Below are 17129 nucleotides of genomic sequence, written 5' to 3' on the forward strand. Positions count from 1 at the left end.
TTTTAATTGAATATGACGACTTGCTCGTCGCCAGGGGTAAAACTGAAGCTAGCGTGCCCCTTGCCAAGGGGGCACGCTAGCACGGGTGAGGTACTTTGGTTATTGGTAATTGAGCAGACTTGATATTACCTTTTACTTTTTAGACGCGAAATTTCAAGTCTTTATTCGTCGTCGAAATCATCTTCGTCGTCTTCCTCTTCTTCCTCATAATCGTCGTCGTCTACTACTTCGTCAGCAATTAATTCATCTTCTTCATCTAGAATAGACCTTTCCGCACGTCTGCTGCCAAAGCCAGATTCCCCGAGAGTAGGAGAATCTAAATTATAGGTGCGAGCTGTGCGATCGTCTAAGACCATATCTAGGGGATCATCAACTTCATCTAACACACTACTGGTAATTTCAGCAGCATAATCATCGATCGCTCCTGGTTCTTCATAGGTATTGTATCCAGTACCAGCCGGAATCAATCGCCCGATAATCACGTTTTCCTTTAATCCGCGCAGCCAGTCAGATTTACCTTCGATAGCCGCTTCGGTGAGTACCCGTGTTGTCTCTTGGAAGGACGCGGCGGAAATAAAGCTGTCGGTGTTCAACGATGCTTTAGTGATCCCCAACAATACTGGGGTATACTGTGCCCTAGCACCACCTGTAATTGCCATAGCTTCGTTCACCTGCTCAACTTGGCGCAGTTCCACCAATTCGCCGGGAAGCATTGTGGTGTCACCACCATCATCAATCCTGACTTTGTTGGTCATCTGGCGAACAATCACTTCAATATGCTTATCGGAAATATCAATCCCTTGAGACTGGTACACCATTTGCACTTCATTCACCAAGAATGTCTGTACCTTCTGTAAAGCAAGGCTAGCACAAGCATAGATTCCATCTTCGGAACCCAGGCTAAAGAAGATTTCCAAAATTTCGTGGGGATTAGATGGGCCATCAGTTAACGGTTGTCCCGCTAATACCATTGAGCCATCTGGCACAATCAAGTTTTGTCCTGGCCCCAGAGGATAATCTGTCACCACGCCATTTGATTCTACGACCTTAATAGCGATCGCTTCATCACCATCACCGTAAACTACCTTAACTTCTCCGCCCCGCCGACATAAGATGCACGCTTCTTTCGGTTTACGAGCTTCAAGTAGTTCCTCAATCCGGGGCAAACCTTGAATGATATCTCCGGTTTTGGCGCGTTCAAACACCAGCAACACCAAGTTATCACCCCGTTGCACCAAATCGCCGTCTTCTATCTGCAAAACAGCACCAGGGCTGACTCGATAAGGGCGACCGATACGGGTAGTAATAACGAAGTTTTTAGTACTCAGAGCTGATTCCCCACCAGATGCAGCAGCAGCACTTTTAACATCCACTACTTGCCCTGATTCTGGGGCAAAAACTCCGGGAGCAACTTCTGTACCTTCTACTAGCAAGTCACCCACTTTTACCTTGGGCTGAGTACTAGTATTAATGGTGAGCCTGTCAACGTCACGCAACACCAAACAGCGACGCACGTTTTCGGTTCCTTTTTGGACACCCCGCACTTCCCCCCCTTCTTTACACAAGATTTGGGTACGTGCGACTACAGAACCTGGGGCGATGGTTAGCCCATCGTGTACCTCAAGTGTCGTCTGGGTGCTACCTTGGGTGGCATCGGCGGTAATGTCTCGACGAATTACCAAAGATTCCAAAATTACTAGTTGTAAACGTTGAACTTCTGGGTCTTCAGTATCCTCTACTAATTCAATATCTGCTGCCAGGGGTGAAGCATTATGGTCTTGTTCCCCTTCTTGCTCAATTTCCAGCACTAGCTGGGTTCGCAGCAGTTCCACACCTTCAACAGATTTGACGCGTTCTGAATCTTTATAAGGTAGTCGCTGCACCGCTCTTAATTGAATCGATCGCCCGGTTTGTTGACTTACCGATGTCGTTGATGGCACATCTGGATTATCTGGTACGGCAAACTCAACTACTGGACGACTCAACAGGGCTGGCCCTTCTGGTGTCTCGACATACTGGATATAACGCAATTCCGTGGCGACGTTGCCTTGGAATTCCTCACCTGGTTGGATAAAGGTGTTATCTCGCCCGATAACTGATTCGGGATCGTCCACCATCAGCAGTTCCCCTGGCTTCACCACAACTTCCCGCAGGATGTCATTTTTCTGGGTCACTTCTACCACACCACTGTTTTGGCAGAAGATATCTTTCACGACTTCGGTGCCAGCTTCGACAAACTGACCGTCTTCCACCAACAGTAAGGAGATATCTTTATTAACTTCGTGGCTTTCTTCAGGAATCCACAATAAGGTACCGCCCTGCACGACTTCATAACCCAGCTTGGCTTTACCTTTTTTCTGGACTTCGACACCCGCGAATTTCAGAAATCCACCAGTGGTTGTGCGATAGCGGTCATCAATTAACTCAGCTACTACTTGACCATTTTGCACTTTTGTACCTGGTGTAGCCCGAAGGTTAAATACCTGGTTGTTGCCCGTGGAGACTAAGTAGTTATTGCGACCTTGGGAACTTTGAACTGTCACGGTTGCCTGGTCTAAGACCACAGAAGCGGTGATAATCTCAATTTCCCTGGTACTCTTACCTGGAGTAGCTTCTGGCAAGCGCACCACACCGCCGTGCAAACTGGCTAACTTAGTTTCTGCTAAAACTCCATTAGAAGCGATCGCATCACCATTTTTCACCACCAATTCTGCACCGGGCGGTAAGTTGTAAACTTCCCCAGACAAAATCCAAATCAAGCCACCGCGTGCGGCTGTGGTTGTGGTATTGCCCTGACGGTCAGTTTTTTGTTCTGGAACAACTTCGGCAAATTGCACTTCCCCTGCTAAGTCAGAGGCTACATCTTTAACTGCTTTTTCTGTATTAGTCCGAGTTGTGCGTCCACCAAGGGCAACCTCTGCCAACAACTGACCTTGTTTTACCTTATTTCCATCAAATACATATAGTGTTGAACCTTGGGTAAGATGAACCTCTTGGTTCTCTGGAGTAACATCACCTACTTTTGTTGGCTCCAAAAGCATGATGCCATTAGCCTCAACATAGAGGGCATCTTCCCCGTGGCGGGTACGATATGTTCTGGTTTTCAGTTTACGGGGAAGTTTGACAGTCCCATCAATTTTAGAACGAACTTGTTGCGCCACTTCCCCAGTAAACACCCCACCCGTGTGGAATGTCCGCATGGTTAGCTGAGTACCAGGTTCACCGATACTTTGAGCAGCAATAATCCCCACAGCTTCGCCCAAGTCCACCATCTTGGCGTGGGCTAAACTCCAGCCGTAGCAGTGTTGACAGACAGAACGTGCGGCTTCACAAGTTAGGGGCGATCGCACCACAACTTCTCCCACCCCAGACTTTTCAATTTTCTTTGCCAACTCCTCAGGAATTGGGGTATTACGTGCTGCAATCACTTCTTTTGTCACCGGATGCACCACATCTTCGCCAATTACCCTTCCCATCAAGCGGGTTGCTAGAGGAATCAAGGTTTTAGCACCTTCTGTCATTGGTCGAATGCTAAGACCTCTAGTGGTGCCGCAGTCAAATTCCCGAATAATTACATCCTGGGATACGTCCACCAATCGGCGGGTGAGATAACCAGAGTCAGCCGTCCGCAAGGCAGTATCCACCAATCCTTTTCTGGCACCGTAAGACGAAATAATGTATTCCGTCACTGTCAGTCCTTCACGGAAGTTAGTTTTGATGGGTAAATCGATAATTTCCCCTTGAGGATCTGCCATCAGTCCCCGCATCCCCACCAATTGCCGCACTTGTGAGATGTTACCCCGTGCACCGGAGAATGCCATCATATATACGGAGTTCAGGGGATTAGTCTTCTTGAAGTGAACAACTACTTCATCTTTCAAAGCTTCACTAGTACCGTTCCAGGTATCGATTACCTTTTGGAAGCGTTCTACTTCCGTAATTTCTCCTCGTTGGTAACGGGTTTCAGTAGCCCGAATTTCTTCTTCGGCTGCTTCTAAGAGCAATCGCTTAGTTGGTGGCACCATCAAGTCATCTACACTGATGGAAACTCCTGCTTTGGTAGCGTAGCGAAATCCCAAATCTTTTAGTTTGTCTGCCATTACTGCGGTTCGCGCCGTACCATAATGCGTAAAGGCCCAAGAAATTAAATTTCTCAGCTGACCTTTATCAACCACCCGATTGCGAAAAATCATTTTTTCGTTAGTCATTAGTCATTAATCCTAAGTCATTAGTCCTGAGTTATTGGGCATTGAGCATTGGGCATTGGTAATTTTTTCCATGCGCTATGCCCCATGCCCTATTCCCTAACTTGCTAGTGCTTCCTGAATAGCATTATTGTAAATAACGCGACCAGGAGTTGTGTATATATACTGAGATAGTACATTGCCTTTAGCGTCTTGTCTGACTCGACGGAACTTATAGAGTAATGTGCGGGTACCATCCTCGTTTTCCGTCACTTTCACGGGTTCCGTATCCGCTTGGTCTGATTCTATTTCACCGTCAAACCGCACGTAGATATAGGCGTGCAAGTCAATTTGCTCTTGCTGGAAAGCCATAATTACATCCTCTAGCGAAGAAAAGTACTTTCCTGCGCCTTTTGTCGCACCCGGATTTTCTGCTGTTAAGTAATAGGCTCCCAATACCATGTCTTGGCTGGGCGTGATAATCGGTTTACCCGTGGCTGGTGACAAAATATTGTTAGAAGCCAACATTAACAACCGCGCTTCAGCCTGACTTTCTAACGACAGCGGGACATGTACTGCCATTTGGTCGCCGTCAAAGTCGGCATTAAAGGCTGGACACACGAGAGGATGAAGTTGAATCGCTCTACCTTCTACTAAAATTGGTTCAAAAGACTGAATCCCCAAGCGGTGCAATGTTGGTGCCCGATTTAGCATCACTGGGTGTCCTTCAATCACCTCTTCCAGCACATCCCAAACACTGGGATCATTGCGGGATATCAGCTTTTTTGCAGCTTTGATGTTATTTACCATACCGCTACGAATCAAGCGGTTAATCACAAATGGTTGAAATAGCTCAATTGCCATTTCTCTAGGCAAACCGCACTGGTGAATTTTCAGCTTTGGCCCGACCACAATTACTGAACGTCCAGAGTAGTCAACCCGTTTACCTAACAAGTTTTGTCGGAAACGTCCTTGCTTACCTTCAATAATGTCGGACAAAGATTTCAGTGGTCGGTTATTTGCCCCTACCACAGTGCGTCCCCGCCGACCATTGTCAATCAAAGCATCCACTGCTTCTTGCAGCATCCGCTTTTCGTTCCGCACAATAATCTCTGGTGCCAAAATTTCTTGCAAGCGTGCCAAACGATTGTTGCGGTTAATTACCCGCCGATACAAATCATTTAAATCGCTGGTGGCAAACCGTCCGCCATCTAGCTGCACCATTGGGCGCAAGTCAGGGGGAATTACGGGAATAACTGCCATTACCATCCACTCTGGTTTGGAACCAGTAGCGATGAAGTTGTCAATCACGCGCAGTCGCTTAATTAGCTTGGCCCGCTTTTGTCCCTTGGCGTTGCCAATTTCTTCCCGTAGGCTTTCCGCTTCTTGTTCTAAATTAATATCGGCAAGTAAGCGCAACAGTGCTTCAGCACCAATACCTACCTCTACGCCTTGCAGCACAGAATCTTCGCTATAAATTTGGTCTTCTATTTCCAACCACTGGTCTTCACTTAGTAGCTGTTTGTAAGTTAAAGTTTCGGCATTACCTGGACTCAGGACAACATAAGAGTTGAAATAAACAATCTGCTCGACATCCCGCAAAGGCATATCCAACAGAATGGAAATATAGCTAGGAATGCCTTTGAGATACCAGACGTGAGCTACTGGTGCGGCGAGTTTGATATAGCCCATACGGTGGCGACGCACCCGTGACTCGGTGACTTCTACCCCACAGCGCTCACAGACAATACCTCTATGACGGACTCTTTTATACTTGCCACAATGGCATTCCCAATCTTTTGCGGGACCAAAGATCCGCTCACAAAAAAGCCCGTCCATCTCTGGCTTGAGAGTTCGGTAGTTAATCGTCTCTGGCTTGGTAACTTCACCGACTACCTGACCATTGGGCAATGTTCTTTCGCCCCACTGACGAATGCGTTCAGGGGAAGCCAAGCCGATTTTTACGTAGTCAAACTGATTAGTTTGGGCAGGTCTCATACTTAAGTGCTGAGTTATGAGTTTTGAGTTTTGAGTATATTTAGTTTTAAGTTAGGAGTTAGGAGTTAGGAATTGTTAACTCCTAACTTCTCACTCCTCACTCCTCACTATTTATTCGTCATCTTCCAGCGATTCGCGGGAGAGAGATTCGTATGTAGGTCGAGGAGGTGTGCGACGGGCTGATTGGTCTGCCATCAAATCGACTTCCACATCTAGGGAACTTCCGTCTGCTTGGGTTTCTACCTTGTGTACGGCAATATCTAATCCCAATGATTGCAACTCGCGCATTAGGACTTTAAAGGATTCTGGCGTTCCAGGGCGAGGAATTGCCTTACCTTTAACGATCGCATTTAACGCTTCATTCCGTCCTTGCATATCGTCAGATTTAACTGTGAGCAATTCCTGTAAGGTGTAAGCGGCACCAAAGGCTTCCAATGCCCACACTTCCATTTCCCCAAACCTCTGACCACCTTGTTGTGCTTTACCACCCAAGGGTTGCTGAGTCACTAGGGAGTATGGGCCTGTAGAACGGGCGTGGATCTTATCATCCACCAAATGCACCAGTTTCAGCATGTAAGCCACACCGATAGTAATTGCTCGGTCAAAGGGTTCACCTGTACGACCGTCATACACCATGATTTTGCCTGGGTTATCTGGGTTATATACCCAGTCTTTCCCTGTTTCGTCCCGTGCTTCTTGCAATTTGCCATGCACGATTCGGCGAGATGACTCTTCACCGTACATTTCATCAAAGGGAGTAATCTTAAATCGTACTCCCAAGGTCTGACCAGCCCAACCCAACAGACATTCAAATACTTGTCCGACGTTCATCCGACTGGGTACACCCAAGGGGTTAAGTACAATGTCCACTGGTGAACCATCGGGCAAATAAGGCATATCTTCTGCTGGTAATATCCGAGAAATAATCCCTTTATTACCGTGGCGGCCTGCCATTTTGTCCCCAACTTGGATTTTGCGTTTTTGGGCAACATACACTCGGACTACCATATTGGCTCCCGGTGGTAGTTCATCGCCTTGTTCACGAGTAAACAAGCGCACATCAACTACGCGACCTTTCTCACCGTTTGGCACTCGCAGGGAATTATCCCGCACATCCCGCGCTTTCTCACCGAATATAGCCCGCAACAGTTTTTCTTCTGGCGGTTGGTCAGATTCACCTTTTGGTGTGACTTTTCCGACCAAGATATCACCAGCTTCTACCCACGCCCCAATCCGAATAATTCCCTGTTCATCCAACTGACGCAAGGCATCTTCCCCGACGTTGGGAATTTCTCTGGTGATTTCTTCTGGCCCCAGTTTGGTTTGTCTGGCTTCAATTTCATATTTTTCAATGTGAATTGAGGTGTAAACATCATCCTGCACCAGTCTTTCAGAGATTAAAATCGCGTCTTCGTAGTTGTAGCCTTCCCAAGGCATATAGGCAACGACGATATTTTGTCCTAGTGCTAATTCTCCGCCTTCGGTGGATGAGCCATCAGCCAATACCTGACCAGCAACAACCCGTTCACCAATGCGGACGAGAGGTTTCTGATTTAAACAGGTGTCTTGGTTGGAACGTTGGTACTTGGAAAGGGTGTACTTAATTTCTGGGGTATTAGGTTTAGGACGGACGCGAATTTCTGTAGCATCCACATAAGTGACATCGCCATCAGTACGCGATACAACCACCATCCCGGAGTCTCTTGCTCCTTGCGCTTCCAAACCTGTACCCACCAGAGGACGTTCTGGCTTGAGTAGGGGGACTGCTTGCCGTTGCATGTTCGATCCCATCAGCGCTCGGTTAGCGTCATCATGCTCCAAGAAAGGAATCATGCTGGTTGCTACCGACACAATCTGTACGGGAGATACTGCTACGTAGTCAACCTGTTCTGGTGTTGTGGTGGAAAATTCTTGGCGATAGCGGACTGGCACTTGTGGTCCAATAATGTGCCCTGTTTCATCTACAGGAATATCTCCAGGAGCAACCCGCAGGTCATCTTCTTCATCGGCTGTCATGTAGGCTGGAGGCAGATCAAATCTTACTCGCCCATTTTCTACAGGTCTAAATGGTGTTTCTAAGAAGCCATACAGGTTAACCCGCGCATGGGTTGCCAAGGAGCCAATCAATCCGGCGTTGGGGCCTTCTGGTGTCTCAATCGGGCAAATGCGTCCATAGTGACTAGGATGTATATCTCGCACAGCAAACCCAGCGCGTTCGCGGGTTAAACCACCAGGACCAAGGGCACTCAGACGGCGTTTGTGGGTCAGTTCTGCTAGGGGATTGGTTTGATCCATGAACTGACTTAACTGGCTGGAACCAAAGAATTCTTTAATTGCTGCTACCAATGGTTTGGGGTTCACCAAGGAAGCAGGAGTCAGCACTTCGGCATCAGATACTGTCATCCGTTCCCGAATTATTCTTTCTAGGCGGTTTAAGCCCACCCGCACTTGGTTTTGCAGCAATTCCCCGACGCTTCTTACCCGCCGATTACCTAAGTGGTCAATGTCGTCGATATTACCAATGTCATATTCTAGGTTGATTAGGTAATCCACGGCTGCCAAGATATCGCCAGCAGTCAACACGCGCATTGTGTCTGGGACAGAAAGACGCAATTTTTTGTTGAGCTTGTAACGTCCGACGCGGCCAAGGTCATAACGTTTCGGGTCAAAGAAACGGGAGTCTAGGAGTTGTTGTCCACCTAAGACTGTGGGTGGTTCACCAGGACGCAGTTTCCGATATAACTCCATTAGGGCTTCTTCTTCAGAGAATTGCCCTTCTTTTTCGATGGTTTTTTGGAAATATTCTGGGTGGCGTAAGGCGTCAAAGATTTCGTTGTCTGATAACCCTAAAGCTTTTAGGAGTACCTGCGCTGAGAGTTTGCGGGTTTTGTCGATGCGTACCCATACCAAATCGTTACGGTCTGTTTCAAATTTCAGCCATGCTCCCCGGTTGGGAATTAAGCTAGCCGAATAAGTACGTCGCCCGTTTTTGTCGATTTCTGATTTGTAATAGACCCCTGGCGATCGCACTATTTGGTTGACAATTACCCGCTCAGCTCCGTTAATAATAAACGTGCCGCGATCGGTCATCAAAGGCAAATCCCCAATGAATACCTCTTGCTCTTTGATTTCCCCGGTTTCTTTATTAATTAGACGTGTGGGAACATACATTTGGACAGCATAAGTACTATCCCGCCGTTTGGCTTCTTCGACGCTGTACTTTGGCTCCTTGAGTTTGTAGTTATGACCCAAAAAGTGCAGTTCTAATTTCCCCGTATAATCTGTAATAGGACTAAAGGAGTTAAGTTCTTCTATCAGCCCTTCTTCTAAAAACCAGCGAAAGCTTGACCGCTGGATTTCAATCAAGTCGGGTAACAGAAAGGCGGGTTCCATATATGTTTCTTTAGTCATGCCTCTACCTTTGTCAACCTGGTTAAATTTTCCCTTGGACACTGCTGTTTGACGCTTCCCACTCCTAGCCAGTGCCCTTGGCTGTTTGGGAACTTTTTCTTACACACTGTGATTTACATCTGTGGGCAAACGCAGCGATTAAATCTGGCTGGAATGAGCAATTTTCACAAGGAAAATTGCCCTTAATAGGGACTAAGTAATGGGTACTGGGTACTGAGCATTCGGGGAGTATGGTAAAAGTTGCTGAAAGTGTTTACCCTCTGCATCTCATGCCCAATGGAGTCATTCGCTTTTCCTGTCAAACACGCTATGCGTAGCTTGCTTAAGAGTAGGGGCAAAAGTCGGCAAAGCCGCCCAACAGGCTGGCTCCCCAATGCCCATTTCAAATAGAATATCCAGTTAAAATATTCCTGAATTTGATTTACTTTTTTCACTTCCCCTCCAAAAAGCGCGTTAATTCGCTGACGCGGCTCAACACAGTGTGTTTTAAATCCACCCCACTGTTGATACTCTCAGTGATATTTTAGATATCCTAAGAATGAGGGAATGATCCGCACCTTGTCGATTTTGAATCAGAATCACTTCATTTTGCTGGATTGTACTCACAAGGCAATTTTTGTTTAACGATTTTGAATAGGTTCAATACAAACTAAACCGATGTTGTGCAAAAGTCTAGCTCAATTTAGGTTGGCACAGTTAGTCATGTGTGGAGAGCATCCGCTTGTAGAGATTTTGAGGATGGCCAAGCCATAACAGCATGGAAAATTAGGATGAGAAGTTTTATGTTCTTTCCTTTATCATTATGGCGCAAGTAAAATGTTTTTGAGGGAATAATATTAGCATATTTTTGTCCCCCTATAGGTTTATTTTTTTTACACAACTTAACAAAAGATACTAGAACACACTTGATATTGACAACCCGAATAATTCACAGGCATTTTGGGTGGTTTGATGGGCGATCGCTTCTACTGTTTCCTGACGCAGTTTAGCTACTTGCTCGGCGACGTAAAGTACGTAGGCAGGCTCGTTGCGCCTCTCGCCCCGTTTCGGAACGGGAGCGAGAAATGGGCAGTCTGTTTCAATCAGTAGGCGATCGCTACTTACCATTGCAGCTGAGGATTGGATTGCTTTGGCATTTTTGAACGTTACCGTACCGCTAAAGCTTATATAAAAGCCTAAATCGAGAAACCATTGAGTTTCTTCAGGTGTTCCTCCCCAGCAATGCATCACACCTCGTACTCTTTCTCCTTTGAGTTGCCGCCATTTTTGCAACACTTCTCTGGTTGCCACGGCAGCATCACGGCAGTGGATAATCACTGGTAAGTTTAGTTCAGATGCGATCGCCAACTGAGACTCGAACACCATATACTGTTGCTCATAGTTATCAGCTTTGTAAAAATCCAGCCCCATTTCTCCAATTGCTACCACATTTGAGTCAGAACTCGCTAAAGTTTTGATTTTCTCAGCTGTCTCGCTATTCCATTTATCAGCATCTAAAGGATGTAATCCTACGGCAAAACTAATTTCGGGAAACTTTTGGGCTATAGATTGAATACTGGAAAACTCCTCCGGGTGAACACAGGAATGCACTAAACGCACTACACCTGCTTCTTGCCACCGCGATCGCACTGTTGCTAAATCCGGCTGGAAACTATCAAAGTTAAGATGTACATGAGTGTCTATCAATTGCATCTTTTGTCCTACCCTGCGGGAAGCCCTTCGGGTTCAGCAGTCGTTCATGGGGGAAACTCCCAAGACCGCGCTACTTCACCGCTGGCGCGTCTATGTTGTTTGTCCTTGATCATTTGTCGTTTGTTTTCTTACTAATGACTAAGGACAAATGACCAATGACTACTCAGCTGTTTGTGTGAGGGGTTTTAGTCTGTGAGCCAATCTTGACTTTTTCCTTGCCCCATTGTTTGGGTGAAGAACACCGCGTTTGATCGCCTTATCAATTTTGCCGTAAGCCTCGGATAACCGAGCCTGCGCTTCTTGTTTTAATTCTGGGGTAGGATTAGCTGTATAAGCAGCTACAGCATTGAGGTATTTCTTCATCAGCGTCTTGACTGCTGATTTGTAAGCTTTATTACGCAGTCGGTTACGTTCTGCGATTTGGGCACGCTTGAGAGCAGACTTTGTATTCGCCACAGTCAATTCCAAAAATACGATTATTAATTATGTACACACACTACTAGACTTACTAATATAGCATCCAAATTGCCAATGTTATAATTTCCTAAAAAAATTATAGAATTAGGTATTGGGCTGGGCATGAATGAAGATCAATATTAGTATTAGTTCCATAGTCTCTACTCGCTAATTCAGTATTTCGTCAATTGAGGAAATGCGTTAAAATAAAATTCATCTAAATAACTGTCACCCTAACTCATCACAACCTGATTAAGCAATGTGATTGTCAATAAATATAATTTGTCCGTAAACCAGATGTATTATTTAGAGACAGGAACTGTAAAGAGCTAAATTCCAGGGATTCTCAAGTCAAGTATAGAACCGATATAATATCGTACCTGTACACACATTAACTAGTAAAAGTTAGGGAAATAAGTAAAAATTATACTCAGACCCGAACCTCTGTAAATTCAGGGGATTAGATGTGTAAACATACCATTTGCACCCCCGAAGGATTGAGGGAAAGGGTGTAAGGGGAGTGGGAAATGGCACACCTGCTTCCTGCCGCTAGCCAGTCAAGGCTTGTCGGATTGAGCAATAATTAAGTTGCCTTCTCAAGCAAACTATACGCTGGTAGCCTTGAGAGTATCAAAAAAATCCAGGTTAAGCTAGAGAAGAGAATTAGAGTCAGCTTGCACACCCCAGTGGGTCAAGAGCAATACTAAATCTCAGGTGGCAATATTATAATTTTGGCATTGTCCTTACTCCATGCTGCGAATTATTACTCAGCAGGCAGACGTTAGAGCAGAACTACAACGGATCTGCGATCGCACCCATGACGAACAGGTACTTCACAAAGAAGCAACGGTGCGGGAAATTTTGCAAGCAGTGAAGCGCCAAGGCGACAAAGCTGTATTGCATTACACGGCCGAATTTGACAAACAAACCCTCAAAGCAGAAGAACTCCGAGTTACAGGCTCGGAACTGGATGCAGCCTATCAGCAGGTATCAAAGGAGTTATTGGGTGCAGTTCGGCTAGCTTGCCGCCAAATTGAAGCGTTTCACCGTCAGCGAGTACCAAAAAGCTGGGTACACTTTGGTGACGATGAAGTAGTACTGGGCAAACGCTACACCCCTGTAGACCGAGCCGGCTTGTATGTGCCTGGTGGTCGTGCCGCCTATCCCAGTACAGTGCTAATGAATGCAATTCCGGCAAAGGTAGCTGCTGTACCCCACGTGGTGATGGTAACACCACCAGGCCCAGGGGGTGCTATTAACCCAGCAGTCTTGGTAGCTGCCCAAGAAGCAGGGGTGCAAGAAATTTATCGCATTGGGGGCGCACAAGCGATCGCCGCTTTAGCCTATGGTACAGAAACAATTCCGAAAGTGAATGTGATTACTGGACCTGGTAACATTTATGTCACCCTAGCGAAAAAACTTGTCTACGGCACCGTTGGTATTGATTCTTTGGCAGGACCGAGCGAAGTGCTGGTAATTGCCGATGAAACTGCAAATCCAGTGCATGTAGCTGCTGACTTGCTAGCCCAAGCCGAACACGATCCAATGGCGGCAGCGATTTTGCTGACCACAGATGCTGCTTTGGCGAAAAACGTCCAATTAGCCTTGGAAAGACAGCTAGTGGATCACCCACGGCGAATAGATACAGAAAAAGCGATCGCTCACTACGGCTTGATTATTCTTGTGGAATCGCTCGAAGCAGCAGCAGAACTCTCAAATGAATTTGCCCCTGAACATCTGGAATTAGAAATCAAAGACCCTTGGGCACTCCTACCACAGATTCGCCACGCTGGGGCAATCTTTTTGGGGTACTCAACACCAGAAGCTGTAGGAGACTATTTGGCAGGTCCTAACCATACCTTGCCAACTTCTGGTGCTGCCCGCTATGCTTCGGCATTGGGGGTTGAAACTTTCCTCAAACACTCCAGTATTATTCAATACTCCCAAACCGCACTGCAAAATGTGGCTGGTGCTATTGATGTTCTAGCAACAGCAGAAGGCTTACCTTCTCATGCTGATTCAGTACGGCGCCGAATTCAGCAAGAAGAGTGATTTGGAATGCTTAATTTTTTCTTATAAGGGACTTCCAGTTAAAAAAACATCCCATCCCTGCGGGACGCTCCGCGAACGTAGGGTAGTACAGTTGTCATTGGTGTCAACTTAAGCTGAAACTTTTTTAAAACCTCCTTTCCAGCCTTTGGTTGGAAATGCTCTTTCATTGCGGCTCTGCCGCAAGTCTTGAGGCGGAGCCTCCTAGTAGGCATTCCCAGCCAGAGGCTGGAAACGAGGCAAACGAGGCAATAAATGTTAACTGATAACTATTGACTGTTAACTAGACCTCTTGCATAAATCTAAAATAAGAACCCCAAAGAGCCAAAGCATCGGGGACGGGTTGGGGGTGGGATATTAGGGACTTTTGCAAGAGGTCTACTGATTTAACTAGGGTAAGCTACGCTAACGCACGCCATTTGCTATCCTGATCTTCATCTGACCTTTAAACGTGCACAAGTCGGGCATTGCCGACAGTAGTTTCTGGGAGAGGGTTTTCCTGTTCCACAAACTCGTGAAAAGCTTCTCCAGACCAGTTGCTACAATGCACCACGATGAAACTGACATATAGCACAGCCTCAAACATATAAACTAATTGGCAAATAAAAAATTGGTTTAGTGTCGTTGCCGACGAATTTTGCTAGATACTTATGTAAGGGGTCTACTCTTTAGGAGACGAGAGCGGTGCTAAAGAATATTTTGGTAGCTCTAGACGGTTCGGAAGTTACAGAACGAGTAATTCAGACTTTAGATAATTTGGCGTTGTCAAAAGATGCCAAGGTTATTCTCTGTCATGTGTTTCCCACACCGGAGTCAGAGATGGAGCTACCTGCTGATCGTCCTCAGTCAGAGTCCCCAACATTTTCTTATTTTCATATTGAAAAACAGCTGCAATCATATCAGGAAAAATTATCAGTCAGAAGTGAGTTAGAGTTAGTAACTGGCGATCCCGCTGAAGAGATTATTCGTCTTGCCAATATTTATAAAACTGACTTGATCGTAATTGGCAGTCGGGGCTTGATGGGGATGAAACGAATTGTTCAGGGTTCTGTTAGCAGTCAAGTTGTAGAAGAGGCTAATTGTTCGGTGTTAGTCGTCAAACCAAAGTAAAAATTCGCAACGAGAAGCAATGACTATAACTACCTCAAAACTAACCTTTGAGGAATACCTGAAATATGATGATGGTACCGATATCCGCTACGAATTGGTTAATGGAGAACTAATTCCCATGAGTCTAGGGAGTGGGCAACATGGCGCGGTAACAGATTTCTCAATGTTTGTTTCCGAGCAGAAATTCTCCGGCTAAATTTGGATTGGACTTTTAAACAAATGGTTATCGGTGTTCGTTCCCCCCGGGCTGGCAGATGGGATACATCGAGAATTCCAGATGTAGTTGTGATTCCATTGCCTCAGTGGCGAGAATTGAGAAAGCGAGAAGCAGTTATTGAACTCAACGAACCACCCCCATTGTTAGTGGTGGAAGTCGTCAGTGAGTCAACAAAGATTGTAAATTATCGAGCCAAGCGAGTTGAGTATAACGTTTTAAATATTCCAGAGTATTGGATTGTCGATCCATTAACGAACAAAGTGACTGTTTTCACATTGATTGAAGAATTATACAAGCCAGTAGAGTTTTTTGGTACTCAATGCATTCAATTTCAAACTTTTGCGGAGTTAGAATTAACAGTTGAACAAGTCTTAACAGCCGACAATTAACGGTAAAAATTCTTGTAGGTATTATTTCTGCTTTATAAACTGGGGACTGAGGACGCAAAGAATAACCAATGCCCAATCCTCAATCCCCGATCCTTTTACCGCTCTTGAGTTGCCAAAAACTGACGCAAACTTAACAAACTCAGCGTTTGACCCAAATTCAAGGGCAAAATTGAAACTCCTTCCAAGCGAGATTGTACCCAACCTTCTCCCCAGTACCATTCGTGGAACCCGTCAATCCCTCCGCTCAGTACCAAGCGGAGGCAGTTGGATTTGACAACGTTTACTTGATGATGAATCGGGACTGGCCCAGTCCAGGTTGTAAACTGGAATCCGGGAAGCAGTTCTTCTGGCATTCCTGGCGCAAAACGTTGCCCTAAAAACCATTTTTTTAGTTGCACGGGATGCAGCAGACTGTCACGAATTGCATCTGTTGATGCTTCGATTTCAATCCGCAGTTGGCTTTGTTGAAAATTACCCAGCATTTTTCTCGGATTACCTAAAGATAAGACATCGCTATTTCTAATATTGCAAATACAATCACTGATTATGACTAGGTGACTTTTCTCGCAGCAGAGAACTTAGAATAGAAAAAGTGAACTTGTTAAGAAATGTAAGGTTATTCATGGCGGATCAGTTAATTCGTGCAACAGCAGCCGAAGGTGGAATTCGTGCCGTAGGTGCGATCACCACACGTTTAACAGAAGAAGCACGGGGGCGCCACAAGCTTTCTTATGTGGCAACGGCAGCACTGGGTCGAACTATGGCGGCGGGCTTGTTAATGGCTTCTAGTATGAAGCGAACTGGATCGAGGGTGAATGTCCGCGTTAAGGGCGATGGGCCTTTGGGTGGCATATTAGTAGATGCAGGCTTAGATGGTACGGTACGCGGATATGTTGGGAATTCATCTGTAGAATTGCCTCCCAACCCCAAAGGTAAATTAGATGTTGGTGGTGCTGTGGGTGGCGGCTACCTCTACGTTGTGCGAGATATCGGTCATGGTTATCCTTACTCTAGTACGGTAGAACTAGTTTCTGGGGAAATTGGTGATGATGTAGCTCATTATCTGGTGAATTCGGAACAAACACCTTCGGCTTTAGTTTTAGGTGTGTTCGTGGGAGCAGGAGGAGTAACTGCTGCTGGAGGATTACTGGTACAAATATTGCCCAAAGCCGCCAGAGACGAAGCTTTAGTAGAAACGTTGGAATCACGGGTTGCTGGTCTAGCAGGATTTACGCCATTGTTGCAAGCTGGGAAGACGTTACCTGAAATCTTTAATGACTTATTGGGAGATATGGGGTTGGAAATCTTTTCCGAACGCCAAATGTTGCGCTTCCACTGTGGTTGCTCTTTCGATCGCGTTTTGGGGGCACTGAAGATTTTGGGAGAAGCTGAACTGCAAGATATGATTCTTAAAGATAATGGTGCTGAAGCAACTTGCGACTTTTGTGGCAACGTGTACCAGGCAAGTAGCGATCAGTTAGCTCAACTAATTTCCGATTTGCAAGCCGAATCTGCTGTTTGAGGATAAAGTATAAAATAGCACTGATTTTTGAGATTGATAATGGTACTCTGTGGAGAGAGATAATCAAAAAAGTAGCTTTTTAATGACGAGAAAGTTACTAT

General features: G+C 45.8%; 11 protein-coding genes. 5 read left to right on the forward strand and 6 right to left on the reverse strand.

The window, feature by feature from the left end:
• Window positions 1-161: 161 nt before the first annotated feature.
• The 5 genes from HWQ40_RS06265 to rpsT all read right to left on the reverse strand — a co-directional run bounded on the left by HWQ40_RS06265 (window position 162) and on the right by rpsT (window position 11741).
• Window positions 162-4208 carry a DNA-directed RNA polymerase subunit beta'' gene (locus HWQ40_RS06265; RefSeq protein ID WP_366933922.1) on the reverse strand — a complete coding sequence of 1349 codons (4047 nt, stop codon included), beginning with the start codon at window positions 4206-4208 and terminating at the stop codon, window positions 162-164.
• A gap of 96 nt (window positions 4209-4304) precedes the next feature.
• Complete coding sequence (locus HWQ40_RS35570; protein ID WP_334982111.1) at window positions 4305-6182, reverse strand: DNA-directed RNA polymerase subunit gamma; 1878 nt, start codon at window positions 6180-6182, stop codon at window positions 4305-4307.
• Window positions 6183-6293: 111 nt separating this feature from the next.
• Window positions 6294-9593 carry a DNA-directed RNA polymerase subunit beta gene (gene rpoB, locus HWQ40_RS06270; protein WP_292775694.1) on the reverse strand — a complete coding sequence of 1100 codons (3300 nt, stop codon included), beginning with the start codon at window positions 9591-9593 and terminating at the stop codon, window positions 6294-6296.
• An 894-nt stretch (window positions 9594-10487) separates the two neighbouring features.
• A complete protein-coding gene (locus tag HWQ40_RS06275; protein ID WP_292775696.1) occupies window positions 10488-11285 on the reverse strand; it encodes a TatD family hydrolase in 798 nt (265 codons plus the stop codon).
• A gap of 159 nt (window positions 11286-11444) precedes the next feature.
• The gene (rpsT, locus tag HWQ40_RS06280; protein WP_292775698.1) at window positions 11445-11741 is read right to left on the reverse strand and encodes a 30S ribosomal protein S20; all 297 of its coding nucleotides are present in this window, start codon (window positions 11739-11741) and stop codon (window positions 11445-11447) included.
• A gap of 750 nt (window positions 11742-12491) precedes the next feature.
• Here rpsT and hisD point away from each other — a divergent pair.
• The 4 genes from hisD to HWQ40_RS06300 all read left to right on the forward strand — a co-directional run bounded on the left by hisD (window position 12492) and on the right by HWQ40_RS06300 (window position 15506).
• Window positions 12492-13793, forward strand: a complete 1302-nt coding sequence (hisD, locus tag HWQ40_RS06285) for a histidinol dehydrogenase (RefSeq protein WP_292775700.1) — start codon at window positions 12492-12494, stop codon at window positions 13791-13793.
• Between the two features lie 681 nt (window positions 13794-14474).
• The gene (locus HWQ40_RS06290) at window positions 14475-14900 is read left to right on the forward strand and encodes a universal stress protein (RefSeq protein ID WP_292775703.1); all 426 of its coding nucleotides are present in this window, start codon (window positions 14475-14477) and stop codon (window positions 14898-14900) included.
• 19 nt (window positions 14901-14919) lie between these two features.
• Window positions 14920-15096 (forward strand): Uma2 family endonuclease, encoded by a 177-nt coding sequence (locus HWQ40_RS06295; protein WP_292775704.1) that lies wholly within the window; start codon window positions 14920-14922, stop codon window positions 15094-15096.
• Window positions 15097-15119: 23 nt separating this feature from the next.
• The gene (locus HWQ40_RS06300) at window positions 15120-15506 is read left to right on the forward strand and encodes a Uma2 family endonuclease (RefSeq protein WP_292775705.1); all 387 of its coding nucleotides are present in this window, start codon (window positions 15120-15122) and stop codon (window positions 15504-15506) included.
• 95 nt (window positions 15507-15601) lie between these two features.
• On the opposite strand, the gene HWQ40_RS06305 is transcribed toward HWQ40_RS06300, so the two are convergent.
• On the reverse strand, window positions 15602-15988 hold the full coding sequence (locus HWQ40_RS06305; RefSeq protein ID WP_292775706.1) for a hypothetical protein: 387 nt from the start codon (window positions 15986-15988) through the stop codon (window positions 15602-15604).
• Window positions 15989-16128: 140 nt separating this feature from the next.
• Between HWQ40_RS06305 and hslO the strand changes: the two genes are divergently transcribed.
• The gene (hslO, locus tag HWQ40_RS06310; RefSeq protein ID WP_292775707.1) at window positions 16129-17028 is read left to right on the forward strand and encodes an Hsp33 family molecular chaperone HslO; all 900 of its coding nucleotides are present in this window, start codon (window positions 16129-16131) and stop codon (window positions 17026-17028) included.
• The last annotated feature ends 101 nt before the right edge of the window (window positions 17029-17129 follow it).

The sequence above is a fragment of the Nostoc sp. NMS9 genome (genome assembly GCF_017114995.1).
In the GTDB taxonomy this organism is placed as follows: Bacteria; Cyanobacteriota; Cyanobacteriia; order Cyanobacteriales; family Nostocaceae; genus Nostoc.

Bases quoted from the DNA above. Each gene is read 5' to 3' on its own strand.
- HWQ40_RS06295 (WP_292775704.1), top strand. From the start codon at position 14,920: ATGACTATAACTACCTCAAAACTAACCTTTGAGGAATACCTGAAATAT.
- hslO (WP_292775707.1), top strand. From the start codon at position 16,129: ATGGCGGATCAGTTAATTCGTGCAACAGCAGCCGAAGGTGGAATTCGT.
- hisD (WP_292775700.1), top strand. From the start codon at position 12,492: ATGCTGCGAATTATTACTCAGCAGGCAGACGTTAGAGCAGAACTACAA.
- HWQ40_RS06275 (WP_292775696.1), bottom strand. From the start codon at position 11,285: ATGCAATTGATAGACACTCATGTACATCTTAACTTTGATAGTTTCCAG.
- HWQ40_RS35570 (WP_334982111.1), bottom strand. From the start codon at position 6,182: ATGAGACCTGCCCAAACTAATCAGTTTGACTACGTAAAAATCGGCTTG.
- rpoB (WP_292775694.1), bottom strand. From the start codon at position 9,593: ATGACTAAAGAAACATATATGGAACCCGCCTTTCTGTTACCCGACTTG.
- HWQ40_RS06265 (WP_366933922.1), bottom strand. From the start codon at position 4,208: ATGACTAACGAAAAAATGATTTTTCGCAATCGGGTGGTTGATAAAGGT.
- HWQ40_RS06305 (WP_292775706.1), bottom strand. From the start codon at position 15,988: ATGCTGGGTAATTTTCAACAAAGCCAACTGCGGATTGAAATCGAAGCA.
- HWQ40_RS06300 (WP_292775705.1), top strand. From the start codon at position 15,120: ATGGTTATCGGTGTTCGTTCCCCCCGGGCTGGCAGATGGGATACATCG.